This is a genomic window from Pseudomonas sp. GW822-FHT06D10, assembly GCF_058799535.1.
In genome coordinates, this window is record NZ_JBXALN010000006.1 from 21,425 (window position 1) to 41,903 (window position 20,479).

Annotated in this window: 21 protein-coding genes; 10 read left to right on the plus strand and 11 right to left on the minus strand. The window is 63.5% G+C overall.

The window, feature by feature from the left end:
- Positions 1–357 precede the first annotated feature (357 nt).
- Positions 358–1,779 carry an amino acid permease gene (locus AC1RL5_RS20665; RefSeq protein ID WP_015636846.1) on the plus strand — a complete coding sequence of 474 codons (1,422 nt, stop codon included), beginning with the start codon at positions 358–360 and terminating at the stop codon, positions 1,777–1,779.
- A 101-nt stretch (positions 1,780–1,880) separates the two neighbouring features.
- Here AC1RL5_RS20665 and AC1RL5_RS20670 read toward each other — a convergent pair whose 3' ends face one another.
- The 7 genes from AC1RL5_RS20670 to AC1RL5_RS20700 all read right to left on the minus strand — a co-directional run bounded on the left by AC1RL5_RS20670 (position 1,881) and on the right by AC1RL5_RS20700 (position 7,491).
- Positions 1,881–2,480, minus strand: a complete 600-nt coding sequence (locus tag AC1RL5_RS20670) for a hypothetical protein (protein WP_072450851.1) — start codon at positions 2,478–2,480, stop codon at positions 1,881–1,883.
- Positions 2,481–2,488: 8 nt separating this feature from the next.
- On the minus strand, positions 2,489–3,079 hold the full coding sequence (locus AC1RL5_RS20675) for a papain-like cysteine protease family protein (protein WP_011063158.1): 591 nt from the start codon (positions 3,077–3,079) through the stop codon (positions 2,489–2,491).
- 240 nt (positions 3,080–3,319) lie between these two features.
- On the minus strand, positions 3,320–4,162 hold the full coding sequence (locus AC1RL5_RS20680) for an alpha/beta fold hydrolase (protein ID WP_015636843.1): 843 nt from the start codon (positions 4,160–4,162) through the stop codon (positions 3,320–3,322).
- 79 nt (positions 4,163–4,241) lie between these two features.
- A complete protein-coding gene (locus tag AC1RL5_RS20685; protein ID WP_011063156.1) occupies positions 4,242–4,538 on the minus strand; it encodes a cupin domain-containing protein in 297 nt (98 codons plus the stop codon).
- Between the two features lie 76 nt (positions 4,539–4,614).
- The gene (locus AC1RL5_RS20690; RefSeq protein ID WP_011063155.1) at positions 4,615–4,899 is read right to left on the minus strand and encodes a putative quinol monooxygenase; all 285 of its coding nucleotides are present in this window, start codon (positions 4,897–4,899) and stop codon (positions 4,615–4,617) included.
- Between the two features lie 63 nt (positions 4,900–4,962).
- The gene (locus tag AC1RL5_RS20695; RefSeq protein ID WP_011063154.1) at positions 4,963–6,582 is read right to left on the minus strand and encodes an FMN-binding glutamate synthase family protein; all 1,620 of its coding nucleotides are present in this window, start codon (positions 6,580–6,582) and stop codon (positions 4,963–4,965) included.
- Positions 6,583–6,690: 108 nt separating this feature from the next.
- A complete protein-coding gene (locus tag AC1RL5_RS20700) occupies positions 6,691–7,491 on the minus strand; it encodes a helix-turn-helix transcriptional regulator (protein ID WP_011063153.1) in 801 nt (266 codons plus the stop codon).
- Between the two features lie 93 nt (positions 7,492–7,584).
- Here AC1RL5_RS20700 and AC1RL5_RS20705 point away from each other — a divergent pair, with 93 nt between their 5' ends.
- The 8 genes from AC1RL5_RS20705 to AC1RL5_RS20740 all read left to right on the plus strand — a co-directional run bounded on the left by AC1RL5_RS20705 (position 7,585) and on the right by AC1RL5_RS20740 (position 13,833).
- Positions 7,585–8,406 (plus strand): carbon-nitrogen hydrolase family protein, encoded by an 822-nt coding sequence (locus tag AC1RL5_RS20705; RefSeq protein WP_015636841.1) that lies wholly within the window; start codon positions 7,585–7,587, stop codon positions 8,404–8,406.
- A 96-nt stretch (positions 8,407–8,502) separates the two neighbouring features.
- A complete protein-coding gene (locus AC1RL5_RS20710) occupies positions 8,503–9,828 on the plus strand; it encodes an APC family permease (protein ID WP_072442627.1) in 1,326 nt (441 codons plus the stop codon).
- A 100-nt stretch (positions 9,829–9,928) separates the two neighbouring features.
- A complete protein-coding gene (locus AC1RL5_RS20715; protein WP_011063150.1) occupies positions 9,929–10,198 on the plus strand; it encodes a type B 50S ribosomal protein L31 in 270 nt (89 codons plus the stop codon).
- Positions 10,199–10,394: 196 nt separating this feature from the next.
- Entirely contained in the window at positions 10,395–11,741 is a 1,347-nt protein-coding gene (gene nosR, locus AC1RL5_RS20720; protein ID WP_015636838.1) for a response regulator c-di-GMP phosphodiesterase, NosR family, read from the plus strand.
- Between the two features lie 100 nt (positions 11,742–11,841).
- Entirely contained in the window at positions 11,842–12,276 is a 435-nt protein-coding gene (locus AC1RL5_RS20725; protein ID WP_015636837.1) for an NUDIX hydrolase, read from the plus strand.
- A 25-nt stretch (positions 12,277–12,301) separates the two neighbouring features.
- Positions 12,302–12,940 carry a LysE family translocator gene (locus tag AC1RL5_RS20730; RefSeq protein ID WP_011063147.1) on the plus strand — a complete coding sequence of 213 codons (639 nt, stop codon included), beginning with the start codon at positions 12,302–12,304 and terminating at the stop codon, positions 12,938–12,940.
- A 15-nt stretch (positions 12,941–12,955) separates the two neighbouring features.
- Positions 12,956–13,321, plus strand: coding sequence for a nuclear transport factor 2 family protein (locus tag AC1RL5_RS20735; RefSeq protein ID WP_072450848.1), 366 nt, complete (start codon positions 12,956–12,958; stop codon positions 13,319–13,321).
- 2 nt (positions 13,322–13,323) lie between these two features.
- Positions 13,324–13,833 (plus strand): GNAT family N-acetyltransferase, encoded by a 510-nt coding sequence (locus AC1RL5_RS20740; RefSeq protein WP_053153541.1) that lies wholly within the window; start codon positions 13,324–13,326, stop codon positions 13,831–13,833.
- Between the two features lie 45 nt (positions 13,834–13,878).
- Here AC1RL5_RS20740 and metR read toward each other — a convergent pair whose 3' ends face one another.
- Positions 13,879–14,796: a transcriptional regulator MetR gene (metR, locus tag AC1RL5_RS20745; protein WP_011063144.1), complete on the minus strand. Its 918-nt coding sequence runs from the start codon at positions 14,794–14,796 to the stop codon at positions 13,879–13,881.
- Between the two features lie 289 nt (positions 14,797–15,085).
- On the opposite strand from metR, the gene AC1RL5_RS20750 reads away from it, so the two are divergent.
- Positions 15,086–16,120, plus strand: coding sequence for an alpha/beta fold hydrolase (locus AC1RL5_RS20750; RefSeq protein ID WP_015636833.1), 1,035 nt, complete (start codon positions 15,086–15,088; stop codon positions 16,118–16,120).
- A gap of 71 nt (positions 16,121–16,191) precedes the next feature.
- On the opposite strand, the gene AC1RL5_RS20755 is transcribed toward AC1RL5_RS20750, so the two are convergent.
- The 3 genes from AC1RL5_RS20755 to AC1RL5_RS20765 are packed head-to-tail and all read right to left on the minus strand — an operon-like array spanning position 16,192 to position 20,475.
- Positions 16,192–17,589, minus strand: a complete 1,398-nt coding sequence (locus AC1RL5_RS20755; protein ID WP_072450847.1) for a sigma-54-dependent transcriptional regulator — start codon at positions 17,587–17,589, stop codon at positions 16,192–16,194.
- Positions 17,579–19,351, minus strand: coding sequence for a sensor histidine kinase (locus tag AC1RL5_RS20760; RefSeq protein WP_072450846.1), 1,773 nt, complete (start codon positions 19,349–19,351; stop codon positions 17,579–17,581). The genes AC1RL5_RS20755 and AC1RL5_RS20760 overlap by 11 nt, the downstream gene beginning before the upstream one ends.
- Positions 19,348–20,475 carry a GNAT family N-acetyltransferase gene (locus AC1RL5_RS20765; RefSeq protein WP_015636831.1) on the minus strand — a complete coding sequence of 376 codons (1,128 nt, stop codon included), beginning with the start codon at positions 20,473–20,475 and terminating at the stop codon, positions 19,348–19,350. The genes AC1RL5_RS20760 and AC1RL5_RS20765 overlap by 4 nt, the downstream gene beginning before the upstream one ends.
- Between the last annotated feature and the right edge of the window lie 4 nt (positions 20,476–20,479).

Genomic DNA, 20,479 nt, shown 5'->3' on the forward strand with positions numbered 1-20,479 from the left:
CCTCGCCACAGGGTAGAGCCTTTTCCCAGGTAAATACGCCCTAGGTAGGGGCATGACGATGCACCAGGCCTGTGCAATACTCCCGGCCCTTTCCGAGTGAGGTTTCAGGGCAAAAAGCAGGTAATGCTTCTCCGTGAAAGCGGTATTTGCCGAGATTTCTCTCTGAATATTGCAACTTATAGAGTGAAAAGCCCTGTCGGGAGCTTTTTATACTGCGCACCCCGCTGATCTGGCAGGTCTTGTCCTACCAGACGCTCCGTCCCACAAGGCCGGTGCGGTCGAGCAAGCTTCGGCTATCCGCTGGTGCTTCGAAGGCTCGGTGGTTCATATCCAATAACAAAATGAGGTTGTATCTCTATGCCAGTTGGCAACCAACTGCCCCACGGCGAGACCGCGCAGGGCGGCCCGCTGAAACGCGAACTCGGCGAACGGCATATTCGCTTGATGGCCCTCGGCGCCTGTATCGGTGTCGGCCTGTTCCTCGGCTCGGCCAAGGCCATCGAAATGGCCGGCCCGGCCATCATGCTGTCCTACATCATTGGCGGCCTGGCGATCCTGGTGATCATGCGCGCCCTCGGCGAGATGGCGGTGCATAACCCGGTCGCAGGTTCCTTCAGCCGTTACGCACAAGACTACCTGGGCCCCCTGGCGGGCTTTCTCACCGGCTGGAACTACTGGTTCCTGTGGCTGGTGACCTGTGTTGCGGAAATCACCGCAGTGGCGGTGTACATGGGGATTTGGTTCCCCGATGTGCCGCGCTGGATCTGGGCCCTGGCGGCCCTGGTGAGCATGGGCTCGATCAACCTGATCGCGGTCAAGGCCTTCGGTGAGTTCGAGTTCTGGTTCGCCCTGATCAAGATCGTCACCATCATCGCCATGGTGGTCGGCGGCATCGGCATCATCGCCTTCGGTTTCGGCAATGACGGCGTGGCCCTGGGCATCTCCAACCTGTGGACCCACGGCGGCTTCATGCCCAATGGCGTGACCGGCGTGCTGATGTCCCTGCAGATGGTGATGTTCGCCTACCTGGGCGTAGAGATGATCGGCCTCACCGCCGGTGAAGCGCGCAACCCGCAAAAGACCATTCCCAACGCCATCGGCTCGGTGTTCTGGCGCATCCTGCTGTTCTACGTGGGCGCGCTGTTCGTGATCCTGTCGATCTACCCGTGGAACGAGATTGGCACCCAGGGCAGCCCCTTCGTGATGACCTTCGAGCGCCTGGGTATCAAGACCGCCGCCGGCATCATCAACTTCGTGGTGATCACCGCCGCGCTGTCCTCCTGCAACGGCGGCATCTTCAGCACCGGGCGCATGCTCTACAGCCTGGCGCAGAACGGCCAGGCCCCGGCCGGCTTCGCCAAGACCTCGAACAACGGCGTGCCGCGTCGCGCGTTGCTGCTGTCGATCTTCGCCCTGCTGCTGGGCGTGCTGCTGAACTATCTGGTGCCGGAAAAAGTGTTCGTCTGGGTGACCTCCATCGCCACCTTCGGTGCGATCTGGACCTGGGTGATGATCCTTCTGGCCCAGCTCAAGTTCCGCAAGGGCCTGAGCCCGGCAGAACGTGCCGGCCTGAAGTACCGCATGTGGCTGTACCCGATCAGTTCCTACCTGGCCCTGGCCTTCCTGGTACTGGTGGTGGGGCTGATGGCCTACTTCCCGGATACCCGTGTGGCGCTCTATGTCGGCCCGGCGTTCCTGGTGCTGCTGACGGTGCTGTTCTATCTGTTCAAGCTGCAACCGACCAATGTCCAGCAAGGTTCGGCGCGGTCGGCGTCCTGACCTGCGCTTGGGTGATGCGGCTGGCTTGAGCATCCCGGACTGAAACGCTGAGAGCAGAAATCCGGCGACCTGCAAAGGCCGCCGGATTTTTTTTGCCCGGATCAACCGCCCAGGGTGCCGCTGGTATCGGCGTCGAAGATGGCCTTGGCCTGCAGCGCCGCCGGCGCCAGCAGGGCGAGCAACGCCGTTTCGCTGTGGAGCTGATGGGCGGCCAGGGTCTTGGGTGTCGGCTCGATGGGAATCAGCACCTCTTCGCCGGGCCCATGCAGCCAGATCGCCGTGACCTGCAGCGCCGAGATGAACAGCAGGCGCAGTTCATAGCTTTTTCCCTGCAGTTGCGGCGCCTGTTCCGCCAGGTCCAGGGCGTTGACGGCGGACGCCGCCAGGCTGCCATGGTTCAGCGCAGAGAAGCCGACCTTGCCGGCCACCTCGGTCAACTGCGCATCGGCAATCGACATTCCGGCATCGAACACCAGGTAATGCCAGTCACCGGCCTTGGCCTCGGCCAGCCCCTTGCCCTGGGCCAGGTCCTCCAGGCTCAGGGCGTAGCCGCGAAAGGCCTGGGACAGATTCAGGTTACGGGCACTGGCCTTGGCAAACCCGCGGTTGATACCAAAACCCTGGGTCTGCAGGGCCGCCTGAAGGGCCGAGCGCAGGTGCTGGACGCCATCGACAGGCGCCTTGGGGTAAGTCAGTTGCATGTCGCCTCCTAGTTTTTTCGGGTGAAGTAGGTGTGGGTCCAGTTGCCGCCGCCGTTGTAGGAACCGGGGAAACTGTTCAGGGCGCGGGTCGAGTAACCGTAGATCGAATCCGCCACCAGGATGTAGCCGCCATCGCTGCCGTAGATCGTCAGGAAATGCGCACCGCCGCCGTACCAGGCACAGCGCAGGCCCACGGGGCGGCCCATGCCGAGCTGGTTGTCGATGGCCGGCATCTGCATCCGGTCCTCACGCATGCCGCCGTAGCAGCGGGTGGTGCGCAGGGCCGAATCCAGGTAGCCGTAGACGTTGCACGGCCCGGGCTGGCTGCAGCAGGAGTTGCGGCCCAGTTCGGCGTTGGCCACTCCGCACTGGGTCCAGGAACCGGTGCCGTAGTAGTTGCCTACCGATGCGGACAATGCTGCCCAGCACCAGTTGCTCTGGGTTTGCTGCTGCACGCTGAAGTTGAGCCGGGCAGCGGCCTGGGGCGCAGCTTCGGTGTGTGGATCGACTTCGCTCAGTTGCGGGTCGAGCAGGCTGCCGGCCAGGCACTGGGGCAGAGCCTGGGGAGCGTCGCCTGGGGTCAGGTTGCTACTTAACATGTTCATCCTCCATGAATGAAATCCAGCCTCCGGCTGGTGTGGTCGTTGCGTGTCGGACTACTGCGCGTAGCCGGACCCGGGACATGACGCTGCGCTGGGCCAGCCTCGATGGCCTGCGTTGACCGGGTCTGCAAACAACCTTAGAGGATTGATGCGTCAATGCAATAATAATATGCGTTTATGCATATTGCCTGCCGTGGACGTCCCTGGAAAGAGGGGCATCCATGGCGATGGCCGGGGCTATTTTTCGTCGAGGAAATGTTCCAGGGCTGCATTGAACAGGCCCGGGTCCTGGAGGAAGGCGAAGTGGCTGACGTTGGGCAGGATCAGCAGCCCGGCGCCGGGAATCGCCTGGGCCATGTATTCGGTGTGCTCGCGCTTGATGGCTTCATCGTGGTCGCCATCGACGATCAGTACCGGCGTCTTGATCTTCGCCAGGTCGGCGTCGCTCCAGTTCGGCTGGCTGGCCCACATGTGGCCGATCTGCTCGACAAAGGCCGGGTACTCCTTGGGCGTGGGTGACAGGCGGGTGTACTCCTGGCCGGCGCGCTCGATGTAGGCGGCGAAGGTCGGGTTGTTCTCCACGCCTTCCTTGACCCCTGAGGTCTGGGTGTTGGCGGCGTAGGCGAAGACCTTGCCGACCCGCTGCGGGTAACGCATGGCCAGGTCCAGGCCGAGGATCGCGCCGTCGCTCCAGCCGACGAAATCGGCGCGGGGGATCTTCAGCTGGTCCAGCAGGGCGATCACGTCGTCGGCCATCAGGTCGTAGCCGTAGGGCCGGGCGTCCCGGGTGCTGCGCCCGTGGCCGCGGCTGTCGACGCTGATCACCGTGTGCCGGGCGGCCAGGGCCTTGGCCTGCAGCCCCCAATAGTCGGCATTACCCAGGCCGCCATGCAGCAGCACCACCGGTGAGCCGTGGCCGAGCTTGCTGTAATACAGGCGGATGCCGTTGACTTCGGCATAACCGGCTTGCGCCCCGGCCACCGGGGCCGGTGTGGGCGGCAGGCTCTGCCAGCGTTCGCCGGCAAAGGCGCTGTTGAAGGACATCAGTAAAGCGATCACTGCAAACAGACGACGAGGCATGGGCTTCTCCGTGCATGGGCCCTCTGGTCGGACCGACCTTGGGCAGGTGGTTACCGCGATTGAGTCGATGCGAGACAGGCTAGACGTCGATGATCACCAGGGTGCCGTGGCTGCCGGGCAGCACGCTATGGGCCTGGCCGGCCTCCACCAGGTACATCTGGCCCGTCGCCACTTCCACCACGGCCTGGCCAATGCCCAGATGCAGGCAGCCCTGGGTCACCAACAGGCCTTCGTTGAAGTCGTGGGTTTCTTCCGGGTAGGGCTGGCCGTCCATGCGCAGCACCTTGATGCGGGCCGGGCCGACCTGGCCCACCAGCGTGGATTGCCAGGGCGCTGGCAGTTGGCGGGACAGTTGTTCGAATGACAGCAAGGGCATGGCGGGTCTCCGAAAGGTCAGTGGGGTTCGGGTCTGCTTTCGGTGGTCCGGTCAAGCAAGGTCTGGGTCGGGTTTTCTAGAACTCGTTCATCAACAGCACGCGGCATTCGCGGCGCTGAAAAGCATTGATCTGCGGCACCAGGCGGGTGAAGTGCTCGGTCTGGCAGTGGGTGTCGAGGGCCGCTTGGTCCGGCCACTGTTCGACGAAGATGAAGTGCCCGGGGTCTTTCTGATCGACGAACAGATCGTAGGCGATGCACAGCGGTTCCTGGCGGGTTTTTTCCACCAGTTCGGCGTACCACGGGCGCACGGTGTCCAGGTGTTCGGCCTGGATGAAATCTTCAGCGATGACCTTGAGCATTGCAATCTTCCTTGGGTGATGCCCCGCGCTCCCCGGCAACCGGGGAGCACTGGGCAATGGGGCTTAAGCGGCGGCTTCGGTGTTGGGTTCGAAGCTGTCGGCCCGGGCCAGTTGCCACATGCGCGAGTAGAACTCGCCGTTGACCTCGCCGGTGAGCAGCTCGCCGGGCTTGAGGAACACGTGCAACTGGGAGAACAGCTTGATCTCGGTGGCCGACATGCGTCGCACCAGGTGCTTGGCTTCCAGTTGCGAAGGGTGTTGCAGGCCGGCGGCAGCGAGCATTTCCGCCAGGGCCTTGAGGGTGTTGCGGTGGAAGCTGAATACCCGCTGGGCCTTGTCCGGCACCACCAGGGCGCGCTGGCGCAGGTTGTCCTGGGTGGCGACACCGGTGGGGCACTTGTTGGTATGGCAGCTCTGGGACTGGATGCAGCCGATGGCGAACATGAAGCCCCGGGCCGAGTTGGCCCAGTCGGCACCAATGGCCAGCACGCTGGCGATGTCGAAGGCGCTGACGATCTTGCCACTGGCGCCGAGCTTGATCTTGTCCCGCAGGTTCAGGCCCACCAGGGTGTTGTGGACGAACAGCAGGCCCTCGCGCATCGGTGCGCCGATGTGGTCGGTGAACTCCACGGGGGCCGCGCCGGTGCCGCCTTCCTTGCCGTCCACCACGATGAAGTCCGGCAGGATGCCGGTTTCCAGCATGGCCTTGGCGATGCCCATGAACTCCCAGGGGTGGCCCAGGCAGAACTTGAAGCCCACCGGCTTGCCGCCGGACAGCTCACGCAGTTGCTGGATGAAATGCATCATCTCGATCGGGGTGGAAAAGGCGCTGTGGCTCGACGGTGAAATGCAGTCCTCGCCCATGCGGATGCCCCGGGTGTCGGCGATTTCCTGGGTCACCTTGTGCTTGGGCAGGATGCCGCCGTGGCCAGGCTTGGCGCCCTGGCTCATCTTGATCTCGATCATCCGCACCTGGGGGTTCTGCGCCTGCACGGCGAAGCGCTCCGGGTCGAAACGGCCGTCGCTGGTGCGGCAGCCGAAGTAGCCGCTGCCCAGTTCCCAGGTCAGGTCGCCGCCGTGTTCGCGGTGGTAGGGGCTGATGCTGCCTTCACCGGTGTCGTGGGCGAAGTTGCCGAGCTTGGCACCCTGGTTCAGGGCGCGGATGGCGTTGGCGCTGAGGGAGCCGAAGCTCATGGCCGAGATGTTGAACACCGAGGCCGAGTAGGGCTGGGTGCATTGCGGGCCGCCGACGGTCACGCGAAAGCTGTTGGGATCACTCAGGGGCGCCGGGCGCATGGAGTGGCCGATGAATTCGAAGCCCGACTGGTAGACATCGATCAGGGTGCCGAAGGGTTTGTCGGCGCTTTCGTTCTTGGCCCGGGAGTACACCAGGGAGCGTTGGGCGCGGGAAAAGGGCAGGGCGTCGCTGTCGGATTCCAGCAGGTACTGGCGGATCTCCGGGCGGATGCCTTCCACCAGGTAGCGGATATTGCCCAGGATCGGGTAATTGCGCCGCACCGCGTGCGGGCTTTGCAGCAGGTCGAAGATCCCCAGCAGGCTCAGCAGGCCGGTGACCAGGGCGAATGGCCAGAGCCAGTCGTGTTCGAGAAAGGGCAGGCTGGCGAGGGTGAAAATCACACAGGCGGCAAAGAAGGCGTAGCGGCTCAGAAGGGACAGGCTCATACGGTTTCCTTGGTTCGGACTCATTAAGGTCGTTTATCAGTACTCATTCTTATGGGTGCACAAGATCTTATTGTTGTGTGGGGCTGCCGGGGCGGCCCTGAAGGGGTATCAGGCGCTTTGCGCCTGGAGAAAAATCGAAAACAGCTCGGACTGGGATTTGATGCCCAGCTTGCTGTAGATGTGCTTTTTATGAACTTTCACGGTTTCGGCGGAGATTTCCAGCTTACGAGCGATCTCCTTGTTGGAGCAACCGCTGAGCATCAGGCGCCCCACATCCAGCTCCCGGGCGGTGAGTTGTGCGCCCCGCAGTTGTTGCATGGAGTGGTCCAGCTGGCTGCGCCAATCGGGCATTGGATGCAATTGCGCTGGGTTGTCTTGCTCAATGCTTTCGTGGGGCAGGCGCTGGCGCAGCAAGGCCACCACCCAAGGCTCGATCAGTGACAGCAGGGCGATCTGGGGTGGGGCGAAGCGTTGTCGCGAACCCAGGGACAGGCACAGGGTGCGGCCGTCCGCCAGCTGGCAATTGAACTGGATCTCATCGGCCACCACATTCAGACGAAAGTAGCGTTGGTAGTACTCGGTCAGCTGGAAGTGTTCCGGGGCCACCTCCGCCAGGCGCAACAGGCCGCTGCGCGATTGTTCGCGGCTGGCAACGTAGAAGGGGTCGAGCAGGTACAGGCCGTTGAGGTAGTCCTGGAACAACTGGTCGGGGCTGCCGTCCTCCCCCGGGCATTCGGCGAACACCAGGGGTTTGCGCTCACTGCAAAACAGCAGCGCCACCCAGCTGTCGAAACTCACGTACTGCTCCAGCAGGCGCACCAGCTGGGGCCAGAAACTGGCCTGGTCCAGGGCTTCGATCATCTGCCCCACCGAGCGGTGCCAGGCGATGTCATCCAGCGACAATGTCATGCATCTACCCCTATCGGGTTACCCCGGCTGCGTGATTTGCGGGCCGGTTGCTGCTGCGCATACTGCGGCACAGCCAAAGAACAAGGAATACCCATGAAGGTTGAACTGGCCCAGTTGGCGGGCCGTGATAACGCCACAGCTTACAACCTGGAACGGGCCCTGGCGGCCATTGCCGCCTGCGCCGCCGATACCCGGTTGATCGTGTTTCCAGAAACCCACCTGATGGGTTTCCCCAGCGCCGAGACCGTGGCCGCCGTGGCCGAGCCGCTGGATGGCCCCACCGTGCAGGCCGTGATCCAGGCCGCCCGGGCGCGCAATATCGCGGTGGTGATCGGCATGGCCGAAAACGACGACGGCCGATTCTATAACACCACTTTGCTGATTACCCCCGAGGGCATCGCCCTGCGTTATCGCAAGACCCACCTGTGGGCGTCCGACCGCGGTGTGTTCACCCCCGGTGACCGCTACGCCACCTGCCTGTGGAACGGTGTGCGGGTCGGCCTGCTGATCTGCTACGACATCGAGTTCCCCGAAAGCGCCCGGGCCCTGGCGCAACTGGGCGCCGAACTGCTGATCGTGACCAACGGCAACATGGACCCCTACGGGCCCACCCACCGTACCGCGATCATGGCGCGGGCCCAGGAAAACCAGGCGTTCGCGCTAATGGTCAACCGAGTGGAAGAAGGCGATGGCGGCCTGCTGTTCGCCGGCGGCAGCGCCCTGGTGGACCCCCTGGGCAGCCTGCTGTTCGAAGCCGGGCGCGAGGAAGGTCAGTTCAAGGTCGAGTTGGATCTCAAGCAACTGCAGGTGGCGCGCCAGGACTACCGCTACCTCGAAGACCAGCGCCTGAAGCTTGCGGGCGAAGTGCTCGAACACGGCGATGGCGTGCGTGAACTGCTGATTCCGATCCGCTGAAAGGGCCGTCCGCGGACGGCCAATCCCATAAGAAAGACCCCCTGCTGCACTCATTTCAGTCCTGCCATAAATCTAATAATTGCGGAGTACTCGCTCATGGCTCGCTTGCAACGCACCCTTTCATTGGGCGCGGTAGTGCTGTTCGGTATCGCTTACATGACGCCGATCATTGTCCTCGGCACCTTTGGCATCCTCGCCCAATCCACCGCTGGCATGGTGCCGGCAGCCTATCTGGCGGCGCTGGTGGCGATGTTCTTCACCGCCATGAGCTACGGGCGCATGGCCGCGGCGTTTCCCGTGGCCGGCTCGGCCTACAGCTATGTGCGCAAGGCCATCAGCCCCAAGCTGGGTTTCATCGCCGGCTGGGCGGTGCTGCTGGATTACCTGTTCCTGCCCATGGCCATCTGGCTGATCGGCGCCGCTTACCTGCATTCGGCGTTTCCCGGTGTACCGCAGTGGGTCTGGGTGCTGGCTTTCATCGGGGTGACCAGCGCGATCAATATCGTTGGCCTGAAACTGGCCAACGGCATCAACGGCCTGCTGATGCTGGTGCAGTTCCTGGTGCTGATCGCCTTTGTCGGCCTGTGCATCCACTACCTTGGTGGCGAGGCCGGGCGGCCGCTGTTCACCCTGGCACCGTTCTTCAACGGGCAGATGCACCTGCCGCTGATCATGAGCGGGGCGGCAATCGCCTGTTATTCGTTCCTGGGCTTTGACGCGGTCAGCACCCTGACCGAGGAAACCCGCGACCCACGGCGGACCATTCCCCGGGCGATCATGCTGATCACCCTGGTGGGCGGGCTGATCTTTGTCGCGGTGTCCTACTTCGTCCAGGTTGCCCATCCGTCCTTCGAGTTCGCCGATGTGGATTCGGCGGCCTACGAGATTGCGCGCAATATCGGCGGCGACCTGTTCGTCTCGATCTTCCTGATCGGGCTGATTGTCGGTCAGTTCGCCTCGGGGCTTTCGGCCCAGGCCAGCGGCTCGCGACTGCTGTTCGCCATGGGCCGCGACGGCGTCTTGCCCAAGCGCTTTTTCGGCAGCCTGCACGGGCGTTTCGGTACCCCGGTCAACAGCATCCTGCTGTGCGCCGTGGTGGCGTTGCTGGCATTGAAGCTGGATGTCACCACCTCGACGTCCTTCATCAATTTCGGCGCCTTCCTGGCCTTCAGCCTGGTCAACCTGTCGGTGATCTTTCATTACTGGGTGGGGGGCCGGCAGCGTGGCCTGCGGGAGTTGATCCTGTTCCTGATCTTCCCCCTCATCGGTCTGGCGGCCGATCTGTGGCTGATGTCCAGCCTCGATCACCTGGCGATCTACCTGGGGGCGAGCTGGCTGGTTATTGGCCTGGTGTACCTGGGTTTCCTCACTCGCGGTTTCTCCCGCCAGCCTCCGGAAATGGATTTTCAGGAAGCGGCATAGAACTGTCGACAGTTTCCTTATTGCAATCGGTTCTCGTTTGGGTGATTTGGATATGTTATTGTATAACGCATTCAGCTCACCCAGATGCCCAGGAGGCCTCATGAAACCCGGTATCCATCCTGACTACCGCACCGTGCTTTTCCACGATACCGCTGCCGACGTGTACTTCCTCATCGGCTCCACCGTCGATACCGATCGCAGCCACACCTACAGCGACGGCAAGACTTACCCCTATGTGGCGCTGGATGTTTCCAGCGCCTCGCACCCGGTGTACACCGGCCAGCAGCGCAAGACCCAGTCCGAAGGCCGCATCGCCGGCTTCAACAAGCGTTTCGCTTCCTTCGGTTCCGGCGCCAAAGCCGCCCAGTGATGGCATGCAGGGCGAGTGTTGCCACTGCGCAACACTCGCTGAAGGCGGTTGGCGGCGCAGCCGCAGCGGACCGATGGTATTAAAAAGCCACTATCTCGATTGGAAATTCTTCTAGTCTTCAATCAGGCAACAGGGATTACCGTTGCCAGCTCTAACAATGAAGGACACGTGCATCGACGTTGACCCGAGGTGTCTCATGGGTGAGCTAAACGTTGCCACTGTCACACGCCGACCCGAGATTCTGCTGGTCGATAGCCAGGAAGTGATCCTGCAACGCCTGCAGCAGTTGCTCAGCCCGCTTCCCTACACGCTGCATTTCGCCCGCGATGCCACCCAGGCCCTGCAGCTCCTGGCCAGCCGGGAGGTGGACCTGGTGATCAGCGCCGCCCATCTGCCGCAGATGGATGGCCCGACCCTGCTGGCGCGCATCCATCAGCAGTACCCGAGCACCACCCGCATCCTGCTGACCGGCGACCCGGACCTGAAATTGATTGCCAAGGCCATCAACGAAGGGGAGATCTACCGTTACCTGAGCAAGCCCTGGGATGACCAGGAATTGCTGCTGGCCCTGCGCCAGGCCCTTGAGCATCAGCACTCCGAGCGCGAGCGCCTGCGCCTGCAGGATCTGGCCCAGCAGCAGAATGCCGAGCTCAAGGCGCTCAACACGCTGCTGGAAAAACGCGTGGCGGCACGCACCTCGGAGCTGCAGCAGACCGCCGACATGCTCGACCTGGCCTATGAGGAGCTCAAGCACAGCTACGCCACTGGCGCCGAGCTGTTTTCCCTGCTGGTCAACCAGCGCTTGCCCGCGGACAAGCAGACCAACCGGCGGATCATCGAGCTGGTGCGGGCCTACTGCAAAGTCCAGGGCATCGACCCTGGCGCCCAGCGTGACCTGGCCATGGCCGCGGCGTTGCACAACATCGGCAAGCTGAGCTGGAGCGACAGCATGATGACCAGCCCGGCGGATTTGCTGCATCACCATCAGCGCGAGCGTTATCGGGCCTATCCGGCGCAGAGCGAATCGTTGCTGATGACCCTGGAACCGGTGCAGGACGCCGCGCGGCTGATCCGCCATCATCAGGAACACTGGGACGGCAGCGGTTTTCCCGACCACCTCAAGGGCGACGCGATTCCCCTGGGCTCGCGGCTGCTCAAGCTGGCGGTGGACTTCATCGAGTTGCAGTGCGGGCTGATCCTGGAACGGCACATGAACAGCGACGAGGCCCTGGTGTTCATCCGCAAGTACGCCGGCCGCTTGTACGACCCGGACCTGGTGGAAGGTTTCATCCAGGTGTGTGCGGTCTACCTCAGCGACGTGACCCTGGGCGACCCTTCGGTGAAGGTTCTGAGTACCCGGGAGCTGGCGGCGGGGATGATCCTGGCGCGCAACCTGAATGCCGATAACGGCATGCTGCTGCTCAACGCCGGCAAGGTGCTCAACCTGCCGCTGGTGGACAAGCTGATCGCTTTTGAAACCATGGAGGGCGCCCGCTACAGCGTGTTCGTCAAGTTGCCCCAGGAACAGCAGGCAAGGGCCTGAAATCGGGTGGCGGTCACATCGAAAAATACCGGCGGCGGATGACGAGCCGCCGCCGCGCATGTGATCCTTGCGCCCTCATTCTCAAGGCTCCCGGATTCCCATGTCGCTGTCGTCCGTTGCTGCACCCTCCATCATTCGTATCGCCGCTGCCCTGCTGATCGGTGCCGACGGCCAGACCCTGCTGGTGCGCAAGCGCGGCACCCAGGCCTTCATGCAGCCCGGTGGCAAGATCGAAGCCGGTGAACAGCCGGTGCACGCCCTGGCCCGTGAGCTGGAAGAAGAACTGGGATTGCGCATCGACCCGGCCCAGGCCCGTTACCTGCAACAGTTCTCGGCACCGGCGGCCAACGAGCCGGGGCATGTGGTGGAAGCCGAGGTGTTCCTGGTCCATATCCATGGCCCGGTGACCCCGGCGGCAGAGATCGAGGAAGTACGCTGGATCGACCCGGCCGGCGATGGAGATTTGTTCCTTGCGCCGTTGACACGCGATCTGATCTTGCCGTTTTATCGCAAGGCCCGAGCGGGCCACGCCTGACCCCCTCCCATTGCCAAGGATTGCCATGATTCCACTCCACGACTACCTGATCTTCGCCGCTGCTTCCCTGCTGATGGTGCTGACCCCGGGGCCGAACATGATCTACCTGATTTCCCGTTCGATCTGCCAGGGGCGCAAGGCTGGGGTGACGTCGTTATTGGGGGTGGTGGCGGGGTTCTTCGTCCACCTGTTCGCCGCCGCGCTGGGCCTGACCGCGGTGTTCATGGCGGTGCCCATGGCCTATGAGGTGCTCAAGTGGGCCGGCGCCCTGTACCTGCTGTGGCTGGCCTGGCAGGCCCTCAAGCCTGGCGCGCGCTCGCCCTTCGAAGCCCAGCAGCTGCCGGCGGATTCGCCGCGCAAGCTGGTGACCATGGGTTTTCTGACCAGCGCCCTGAACCCCAAGATCGCGGTGTTCTACCTGTCGATCTTTCCGCAGTTCATCCACCCCGAGCACGGTTCGGTGTTCTCCCAGAGCATCATCCTGGGCCTGACCCAGATCAGCGTGAGTTTCTCGGTGAACCTGCTGATCGCCCTGTTTGCCGCCGGTATCGCCTCCTGGTTTGCCAGCAACCCCACCTGGCTCTCGGTGCAGCGTTATTTCATGGGCTTTGTGCTGGCGGGGCTGGCCGTGCGCCTGATGTTCGAACAGCGTCGCGTCAACTGATCGAGGAGCGCCAGCATGAGTGATTTTCCAAGCCCGCAAGCGGTGGTAGAAGCACAACTGCAGGCCTACAACCGCAAGGATCTGGAGGCCTGGCTGGCGACTTATGCCTTAGATGCCCGGCAATACGAACATCCGGCCACCTTGCTGGCCAGGGGGCACGAGGAAATACGAGCTCGGGCCGTGGTGCGTTTCCAGGAACCCAACCTGCATGCCCGGCTGATCCAGCGTACGGTCATGGGCAACGTGGTGGTCGATCACGAACTGATCAGCCGCACCTTCGCCGACGGCAGCGGCACCCTGGAAACCGTGGCCATTTATGAAGTGCAGGGCGGCAAGATAAAATGCGCTTCATTCATTACCGGACACAAGACCCTCGACTGAGCATGCAGATCCAGCGCCTGACCCCTGACGATGTGGAGCAATACCGGGCCTTGATGCTCGAGGCCTATGAGCGCCATCCCCAGGCCTTCACCTCCAGCGTCAAAGAGCGGGAAAAACTGCCTCTGGCCTGGTGGGCCGCACGCCTGGACGGCGAGCTCGACCTGTTGCTGGGGGCGTTTTCCGAAGGGCGGTTGCTGGGGATCGTCGGCCTGGCCTTCGAGCTGCGGGAGAAGGCCCGGCACAAGGCGACCCTGTTCGGCCTCTATGTCACCGGCACGCAGCGCAACAGCGGGCTGGGCTACCGCCTGGTCCAGGGGCTGCTGGCCGAAGCGGCTGAATACGAAGGGCTGCGCCTGATCCAGTTGACCGTGACGGCCGGCAATGAAGCGGCGCTGGCCCTGTACCAGCGCTGCGGCTTCGTCCAGTTCGGCCTGGAACCCCAGGCAGTGCGGGTGGGCGAGGACTATTTCGACAAGATCCACATGTGGCGCCAATTGCCGGCCGAAGGTTGATCCCGGTTCGCTGGCAAGCCGGCTCCTGGGCAAGCCTGCTTGGGGTCAGCGTACGGCGCTGACGCCGTCCAGGGTCGAGAACGAGGTGTCCTTGGCCGTGAGCAAAAAGTCGCGCATGTAGGGCGCATCCAGCATGTCGGCGCGAATCGCCGCGTACAGGGTGGCGAACAGGCCCTTTTCCCCGAGCCGCTTGGCCTTCACATAACCCCGTGAGCTGTACTCGTGCAGGGCCCAGTGGGGCATCCCACACACGCCCCGGCCGCTGGCCACCAGTTGCATCATCATCACCGTCAGTTCCGAAGTCCGTACCTGGGCCGGTTCGATGTCCGCCGGTTCCAGGAAGCGGGTGAAGATGTCCAGGCGGTCGCGTTCCACCGGGTAGGTGATCAGGGTTTCGCTCAGCAGGTCTTCCGGGACTACGTATGGCTTGCTTGCCAGCGGATGCTGGTTGGCGACCGCGAGCATGGCTTCGTAGGTGAACAGCGGCACGTAGGTGATACCCGCCAGCTCCAGCGGGTCGGAGGTCACCACCAGGTCCAGGTCGCCCCGGGCCAGGGCTGGCAACGGAGCGAACGAGAAGCCGGAGGCCAGGTCCAGCTCCACTTCCGGCCAGGCGTCGCGGAACTGATCGATGGTCGGCATCAGCCACTGGAAGCAGCTGTGGCATTCGATGGCCATGTGCAGGCGCCCGGCAGTGCCGCCGGCCAGTCGCGAAATGTCGCGTTCGGCGCCGCGCAGCAGGGGCAGGGTCGCATCCGCCAGTTGCAGCAGGCGCAGGCCGGCGCTGGTGAAACGCACCGGCTTGGTCTTGCGCACGAACAGCGGCATGCCCAGGCGCTCTTCCAGCTCCTTGAACTGATGGGACAAGGCGGACTGGGTCAGGTGCAGGCGTTCAGCGGCTTCCACCAGGCTGTCGGCTTCGCGCAAGGCGTGCAGGGTCTTCAGGTGACGGATTTCGAGCACCAGGATCTCCATGAGTGAATTTTGTGGTTAAAGCGAAAAGGTTGAGTTTGTCTCATGTTGACGGGCCTGTCGACCATCCCGCGTTCATCGATTCGCGAGCATCTTTGCCGATACGGGCGACAACGCCTGTGTGTTGTGCACCGAGTGCCAGGGGCAAGCGCCGACCCTAGCCGCGGAAAAAGTACCGCTGGGGCAATCTTCATCAAATTGTCACGCAACTGTGGCAGCGCGAATCATCCAGGTTCATCAGACTCGCGCTCCACTGGGGTTCTGCGTTTCGGTGTTTTTCATGCGGGTACGATTTCTTTCGACTGTTCTACTCTTGGCCGGGCTGTTGCTCGGCCCGCTGTGTTTTGCGGCCGCGCGCTGCGATGTCAATGTCCCGACCCAACGGGTCGACCTGCCGCAGGTGAGCCTGGCCTACCAGAGCATTGGGCGCACCTCCGACCCGGCGTTGCTGCTGGTCATGGGCCTGGGCGGGCAACTGATCCACTGGCCGGATGAGGTGGTGGTGGCCCTGTGTCAGCAAGGGTTTCGGGTGATCCGCTACGACAATCGCGATGTTGGCCTGTCCACTTGGCGCCAGGCCCCGGCCAGCGCCAATCTGACCTTCGAAGTGCTGCGCTACAAGCTGGGCCTGCCGGTGGCGGCGCCCTACACCCTGACCGACATGGCCGATGACGCCCTGGGCCTGATGGACGCCCTGCATATCGAGCAATTCCACGTGCTGGGGGCGAGCATGGGCGGGATGATCGCCCAGCACCTGGCAGCCATGGAACCGCGGCGGGTCGAGAGCCTGACGCTGATCATGACCAGTTCCGGGGCCGAAGGTTTGCCGGCGCCGAACGCGGCGCTGGTGCAACTGCTCTCGCGGCGCAACGCACCAAGCCGGGAAGCGGCGCTGGAGCAGCAGGCCGACCTGCTGGCGGCCCTGGGCAGCCCGAAGGTCAGCGATGACCGCCAGGTCCTGTTGCAACAGGCGGCGGTGGCCTATGACCGGGCGTTCAACCCGGAAGGGGTCAAGCGCCAGATCATGGCGATTCTTGCCGAGCCGAGCCGGGTGGCATTGCTCAAGCAACTGCGGGTGCCGACCCTGGTGGTGCATGGCACCGCCGACCCGTTATTGCCGGTGATGCACGGCGTGCACCTGGCGGCGCAGATCCAGGGCAGCCAGTTGAAGTTGATTCCGGGGCTGGCCCACCGGTTCCAGGAAGCCTTCAAGGCGCCGCTGCTGGCGGCGGTGCTGCCGTACCTGCAAACCCACCGGGAAGACACTTCCCACTGGGCGCAGATCGAGCCGCTCGATAGCAGCAACATCCTCTAGGGCAGCGCGGCAAGCCGGCTCTTGCGGTTGGGTGCAGGAGCCGGCTTGCCGGCGAATGAAACGCCGCGGTTTCAGCGAACGATCTTGTCCACCTGGATGCCGAGTTTCTTCAGCCGGTACCAGAAGCTGCGCTCGGAAATGCCGATCAACTGCGCCGCTGCCGCCTGGACACCGTTGCTCTGCTGCAGGGCGGCGAGAATGTAGGCCTTTTCCACTTCCGCCAGGGCCGCTTCCAGGTCGCTGGGCACTTGCGGGCCGACACTGATGGCTGCACTGCTCTCTGTGCCCTGCGCCTGGGGGCCGAACAGATACCCCGGCAGGTCCTTTTCTTCGATGACCTGGCCGCTGGCGACGATGGTGGCCCGCTCCACGCAGTTCTGCAGTTCGCGGATATTCCCCGGCCAGGCGTAGCTGGCCATGGCCTGCAGGGCTTCGGGGCTGAAGCCGCTGATGCGCTTGCCGGCGGTGGCACCCAGGCTGTGGGCAAAGTGCCGGGCCAGCGGGGCGATGTCCTCGACCCGTTCGCGCAGTGCCGGCAAGGGGATCGGGAATACATTCAGGCGGTAGTACAGGTCTTCGCGAAATTCCTTGTTGGCCACCGCTTCCAGCAGGTTCTTGTTGGTGGCGGCGATCACCCGCACATCCACCTTGCGCTCCCGCGGATCGCCCACCGGCTCGATCACCCGCTCCTGCAGGGCACGCAGGATCTTGGCCTGCAGGGCCAGGGGCATGTCGCCGACTTCGTCGAGGAACAGGGTGCCCTTGTCGGCTTGCTGGAAACGCCCGACCCGGTCCGCCACGGCGCCGGTGAAGGCGCCCTTGCGGTGGCCGAACATCTCGCTTTCCAGCAGGCCCTCGGGAATGGCCGCGCAATTGACCGCGACAAAGGGTTTGTCGGCCCGGTTGCCGTGCTTGTGGATGGCCCGGGCGACCATTTCCTTGCCGGTGCCGCTTTCCCCGGTCAGGAGGATGGTGGCGTTGCTTTCGCGCACCGAATCCACGGCTTGCAGCACCCGACGGAAGGCCGGGCTGTCGCCCACCAGGCTGTCGATCTGCTGATGCTCTGCGAGCTCGGCGCGCATGCGCTGGTTGTCTTTGAGGATGTCGCGAAACTGCAGGGCCTTGCTGACGGTGATGTCCAGTTCGTCGATGTCGAAGGGCTTGGCGATGTAGTCGTAGGCGCCGTTGCGCATGGACTGCACGGCATTCTTCACCGTGCTGTAGGCGGTCATCACGATCACCGGCAACTGCGGGTAGCGCTGCTTGATTTCCCCCAGTAACTGCGGCCCGTCCATGCCGGGCATGCGCCAGTCGCTGATCACCAGGTCGATGTCTTCTTGCTCCAGCACCTTGAGCGCGTGCAGGCCGTTGCCTGCGGTGAATACCTGGATGCCGTTCTGGCTCAGGGCCGAGGACAGCAGGTCGCAGAGTTTCGGCTCGTCATCGACCACCAGCAGGTTATGCGTCATCACTGTCCTCGTCGTCTTCTTCACCGTTGGCCGGAATGTACAGGCTGAAGGTGGCGCCAGCATCTTTTTCGCTAGTGCACTCGATATGGCCGTCATGGCTTTCCATGATCGAGAAGACTTTAGCCAAACCCAGGCCGGTGCCCGAGGCCTTGGTGGTGACGAATGGGGTGAAGATGCGTTCCAGCATGTCCGGCTCGATGCCCTGGCCGGTGTCGCTGACGCTGATGATGGTTTCGTCTTCGCGCTGGGAAATCCCCAGGGTCAGGCGGCCGCCGTCGGGCATGGCGTCGATGGCGTTGAGAATCAGGTTGAGGCAGGCCTGCTTGAGTTGCCGGGCATCGGCGTGGAGGGTCGCGCCGGGGGCCTGGTCGTCGATCCGTGCGTCGATGTTGTGGGTGGCCAGTTCCGGGGTGCAGAAGCCCAGCAGTTCCTCCACCAGCGGGCGGGCCAGCTGGGTGGCGCGTATCGGCGCGCTGGGCTTGGCGAAATCGAGAAATTCGGTGATCAGGTCGTTGATCCGGCTGACCTCGCTGATCACGTATTCCAGGTGGCGCTTGTCGTTTTCCGGCAGGTTGGCCCGGCGGTGCAGCAACTGCGTGGCGGTCTTGATGATGCCCAGCGGGTTGCGGATCTCGTGGGCCAGGCCCATGGCCACTTCGCCCAGGGCATGCAGGCGGTCGCGGCGGCGCAACTGGGCTTCCAGGTGCTGCAGTTCCCCCAGGCGCTCGGTCATGTGGTTGAAGGTGCTGCTCAGCTCCGCCAGTTCGTCGCCGCCGATCACCGGCACCCGTTGGCGGTAGTCGCCGGCGATCACCGCCTGCACGCCCTTGGACAGGCCCCGCAGCGGTCGGGTCAGGCGCTGGGAAACCAGCCAGCCGACGCACAGCGAGGCTGCCGAGCTGAGCAGGAAGATCAGGATGAACAGGTTGCTCTGGTTGACCAGGCCCACCAGGCTGCTATGGCGCAGCAGGCCGCTGAAGATCACCCCCACCAGGTCGCCGCTGTCGTTGAAGATCGGCCGGTACAGGCCGCTGTAGCGGCTGGTGAACTGCTCGGTGGGCTGGCGGGTGGCGCGCAGGATGTCTTCGATCTTGTGCGGCACCTGGGGCGGGTGGTCCTCGAAGCGCTGGGTGGCGAAGATTTCCGAGAAGTCATCGGCCTTGGCCAGGTACAGGCGCAGATCCAGGGAATGCACGTCGGCCACGCTGGTGAGGAAGCTGGCGTCCAGGTAGGTGGCGATCAGCAACTGGTAGTCGACCCCGTCGAGCTGGGTCTGGAACGTCGAGACCACCGCCCCGGTGGCCACGCCGCCGACCTGGATGGTCTGCAGCACGGCATTGGAGGCGGTACTGATCTGCCCCACCACGTCATCGGCGGCAGTGGTGAACACCACCTTGTGATCGTTCTTGCGGATCAGCGCCACCACGTCGATGCCCATGGAATCGGCGATGTCGGCGGTGAGCTTGTCATGCTTGGCCGCATTGCGGTCCGTGGGCGGGCGCGTATAGCGCAGGAACAGCTGGGCGATCCGCGCGTTGTCATGGAGGATTTCGGTGATCTCGTCCTCGACGATCTTGGTGGACTCCTGCAGCCAGATCCGCACGTTGCTGTCGAAGATTTCCGACAGGGTAGTGGCCGCCAGTTCCGCGGCGATCATGGTGGGAATCACACTGACCAGCCAGAACGCCAGCACCAGCTTGCGTTGCAGGCTCCAGCGGGAAATGGCGAAGGGGCGAGGAGGGCGACGATCTTTTCTGGTCATGTACTTTCGCTTATTGCAGCAGCCATGGCGGGGTCGGAGCGATCCGGGCGGACAAAGCGTTTTATCAGTTTGAGCAGGGCATTGAGCAAGGGATTGCGATGCCGGAAAAACAGCATGTTACCGGTGAACTGGCAACCCAGGCGCAACTTGCTGGCATAACCGGCCTGGCCGCACTCGTACAGGGGAATGCGTTGCTGAATACAGTAGTCGACGTTGGCCAGCCAACTGCGGAAATACAGATTGTGCTCACGGGTGACACTGAGGTCGTGGGCAAAGAACTTGTCGATCAGCCGATGCTGGTCGATGAGCACCAGGTTGAAGGCCACCAGTTGCTCGTCGACCCAGTACAGGACGCAGGCCGCGCGTTCCCCCAACTGCTCGAGGATGCCGGTGAAGTAGCCTGCCGGCAGGCGTTCGAACTGCAGGTCGCTACGATTCAGGGTGGCCTCGTAGAGGCGCATGATGTCCGGCAGCACGTCGTCGATCTGGCGTCGCCATTCTATGCGTGGCGCCGGTGTCCGGAGTTTGCGGCGCAGGTCCTTGCGGGTGGATTTGCCCAGGGTGCCCAGGTAGGCGTCGATCGAGGCAAAGGGCACCGGCAGCAGCGCCGTGGGCAGGCTCGGCATGGCTTGCAGGCCCGCGGCCAGGCAACTGGCAGCCCATTGCCGGTCGTTGCTCGGCGCATCCTTGACCGCCATCAGGCCGATGCCGAAGCTGTCGGCATCGCGTCGCGCCAGTTGCAGCAACTGCTCCAGCAGCTCCTGGCGGCGTTGCGCAGGCACATGGCTGGCGGTGCCGGCATTGCACTGTTCGGCCACAGGCGAGCCTATGGCGTACAGGCGCAGCTCCAGGGCCCCGGGCCACTGGCGTGCCAGGCGTTCGGTGAAGCGCTTGGCCAGCCCGGAGACCGTGGTATCGAGCCGGTACTGGGTGGTGAAGGCCGGCGCCACTGCCACCAGGGTCGAACCCTCGTAGAGCGCCAGGTAGCGCCAGCGAAAATCGGCGATCGCGGCTTTCTCCACGGCCAGGTAATAGTCCCAATCCTCCAGGGCCCCTGGGAAACAGTCATTCCAGGCGCTGCGATCGATGGCCTGGATGGTTGAAAAGGCTTGGGCGGTTATCACGTCT

Bases quoted from the DNA above. Each gene is read 5' to 3' on its own strand.
- nosR (WP_015636838.1), top strand. From the start codon at position 10,395: ATGGGTGAGCTAAACGTTGCCACTGTCACACGCCGACCCGAGATTCTG.
- AC1RL5_RS20750 (WP_015636833.1), top strand. From the start codon at position 15,086: ATGCGGGTACGATTTCTTTCGACTGTTCTACTCTTGGCCGGGCTGTTG.
- AC1RL5_RS20675 (WP_011063158.1), bottom strand. From the start codon at position 3,079: ATGTTAAGTAGCAACCTGACCCCAGGCGACGCTCCCCAGGCTCTGCCC.
- AC1RL5_RS20695 (WP_011063154.1), bottom strand. From the start codon at position 6,582: ATGAGCCTGTCCCTTCTGAGCCGCTACGCCTTCTTTGCCGCCTGTGTG.
- AC1RL5_RS20705 (WP_015636841.1), top strand. From the start codon at position 7,585: ATGAAGGTTGAACTGGCCCAGTTGGCGGGCCGTGATAACGCCACAGCT.
- AC1RL5_RS20735 (WP_072450848.1), top strand. From the start codon at position 12,956: ATGAGTGATTTTCCAAGCCCGCAAGCGGTGGTAGAAGCACAACTGCAG.
- AC1RL5_RS20680 (WP_015636843.1), bottom strand. From the start codon at position 4,162: ATGCCTCGTCGTCTGTTTGCAGTGATCGCTTTACTGATGTCCTTCAAC.
- AC1RL5_RS20715 (WP_011063150.1), top strand. From the start codon at position 9,929: ATGAAACCCGGTATCCATCCTGACTACCGCACCGTGCTTTTCCACGAT.
- AC1RL5_RS20665 (WP_015636846.1), top strand. From the start codon at position 358: ATGCCAGTTGGCAACCAACTGCCCCACGGCGAGACCGCGCAGGGCGGC.
- AC1RL5_RS20755 (WP_072450847.1), bottom strand. From the start codon at position 17,589: ATGACGCATAACCTGCTGGTGGTCGATGACGAGCCGAAACTCTGCGAC.
- AC1RL5_RS20670 (WP_072450851.1), bottom strand. From the start codon at position 2,480: ATGCAACTGACTTACCCCAAGGCGCCTGTCGATGGCGTCCAGCACCTG.
- AC1RL5_RS20690 (WP_011063155.1), bottom strand. From the start codon at position 4,899: ATGCTCAAGGTCATCGCTGAAGATTTCATCCAGGCCGAACACCTGGAC.
- AC1RL5_RS20740 (WP_053153541.1), top strand. From the start codon at position 13,324: ATGCAGATCCAGCGCCTGACCCCTGACGATGTGGAGCAATACCGGGCC.
- AC1RL5_RS20725 (WP_015636837.1), top strand. From the start codon at position 11,842: ATGTCGCTGTCGTCCGTTGCTGCACCCTCCATCATTCGTATCGCCGCT.
- AC1RL5_RS20730 (WP_011063147.1), top strand. From the start codon at position 12,302: ATGATTCCACTCCACGACTACCTGATCTTCGCCGCTGCTTCCCTGCTG.
- AC1RL5_RS20685 (WP_011063156.1), bottom strand. From the start codon at position 4,538: ATGCCCTTGCTGTCATTCGAACAACTGTCCCGCCAACTGCCAGCGCCC.
- AC1RL5_RS20700 (WP_011063153.1), bottom strand. From the start codon at position 7,491: ATGACATTGTCGCTGGATGACATCGCCTGGCACCGCTCGGTGGGGCAG.
- AC1RL5_RS20710 (WP_072442627.1), top strand. From the start codon at position 8,503: ATGGCTCGCTTGCAACGCACCCTTTCATTGGGCGCGGTAGTGCTGTTC.
- AC1RL5_RS20760 (WP_072450846.1), bottom strand. From the start codon at position 19,351: ATGACCAGAAAAGATCGTCGCCCTCCTCGCCCCTTCGCCATTTCCCGC.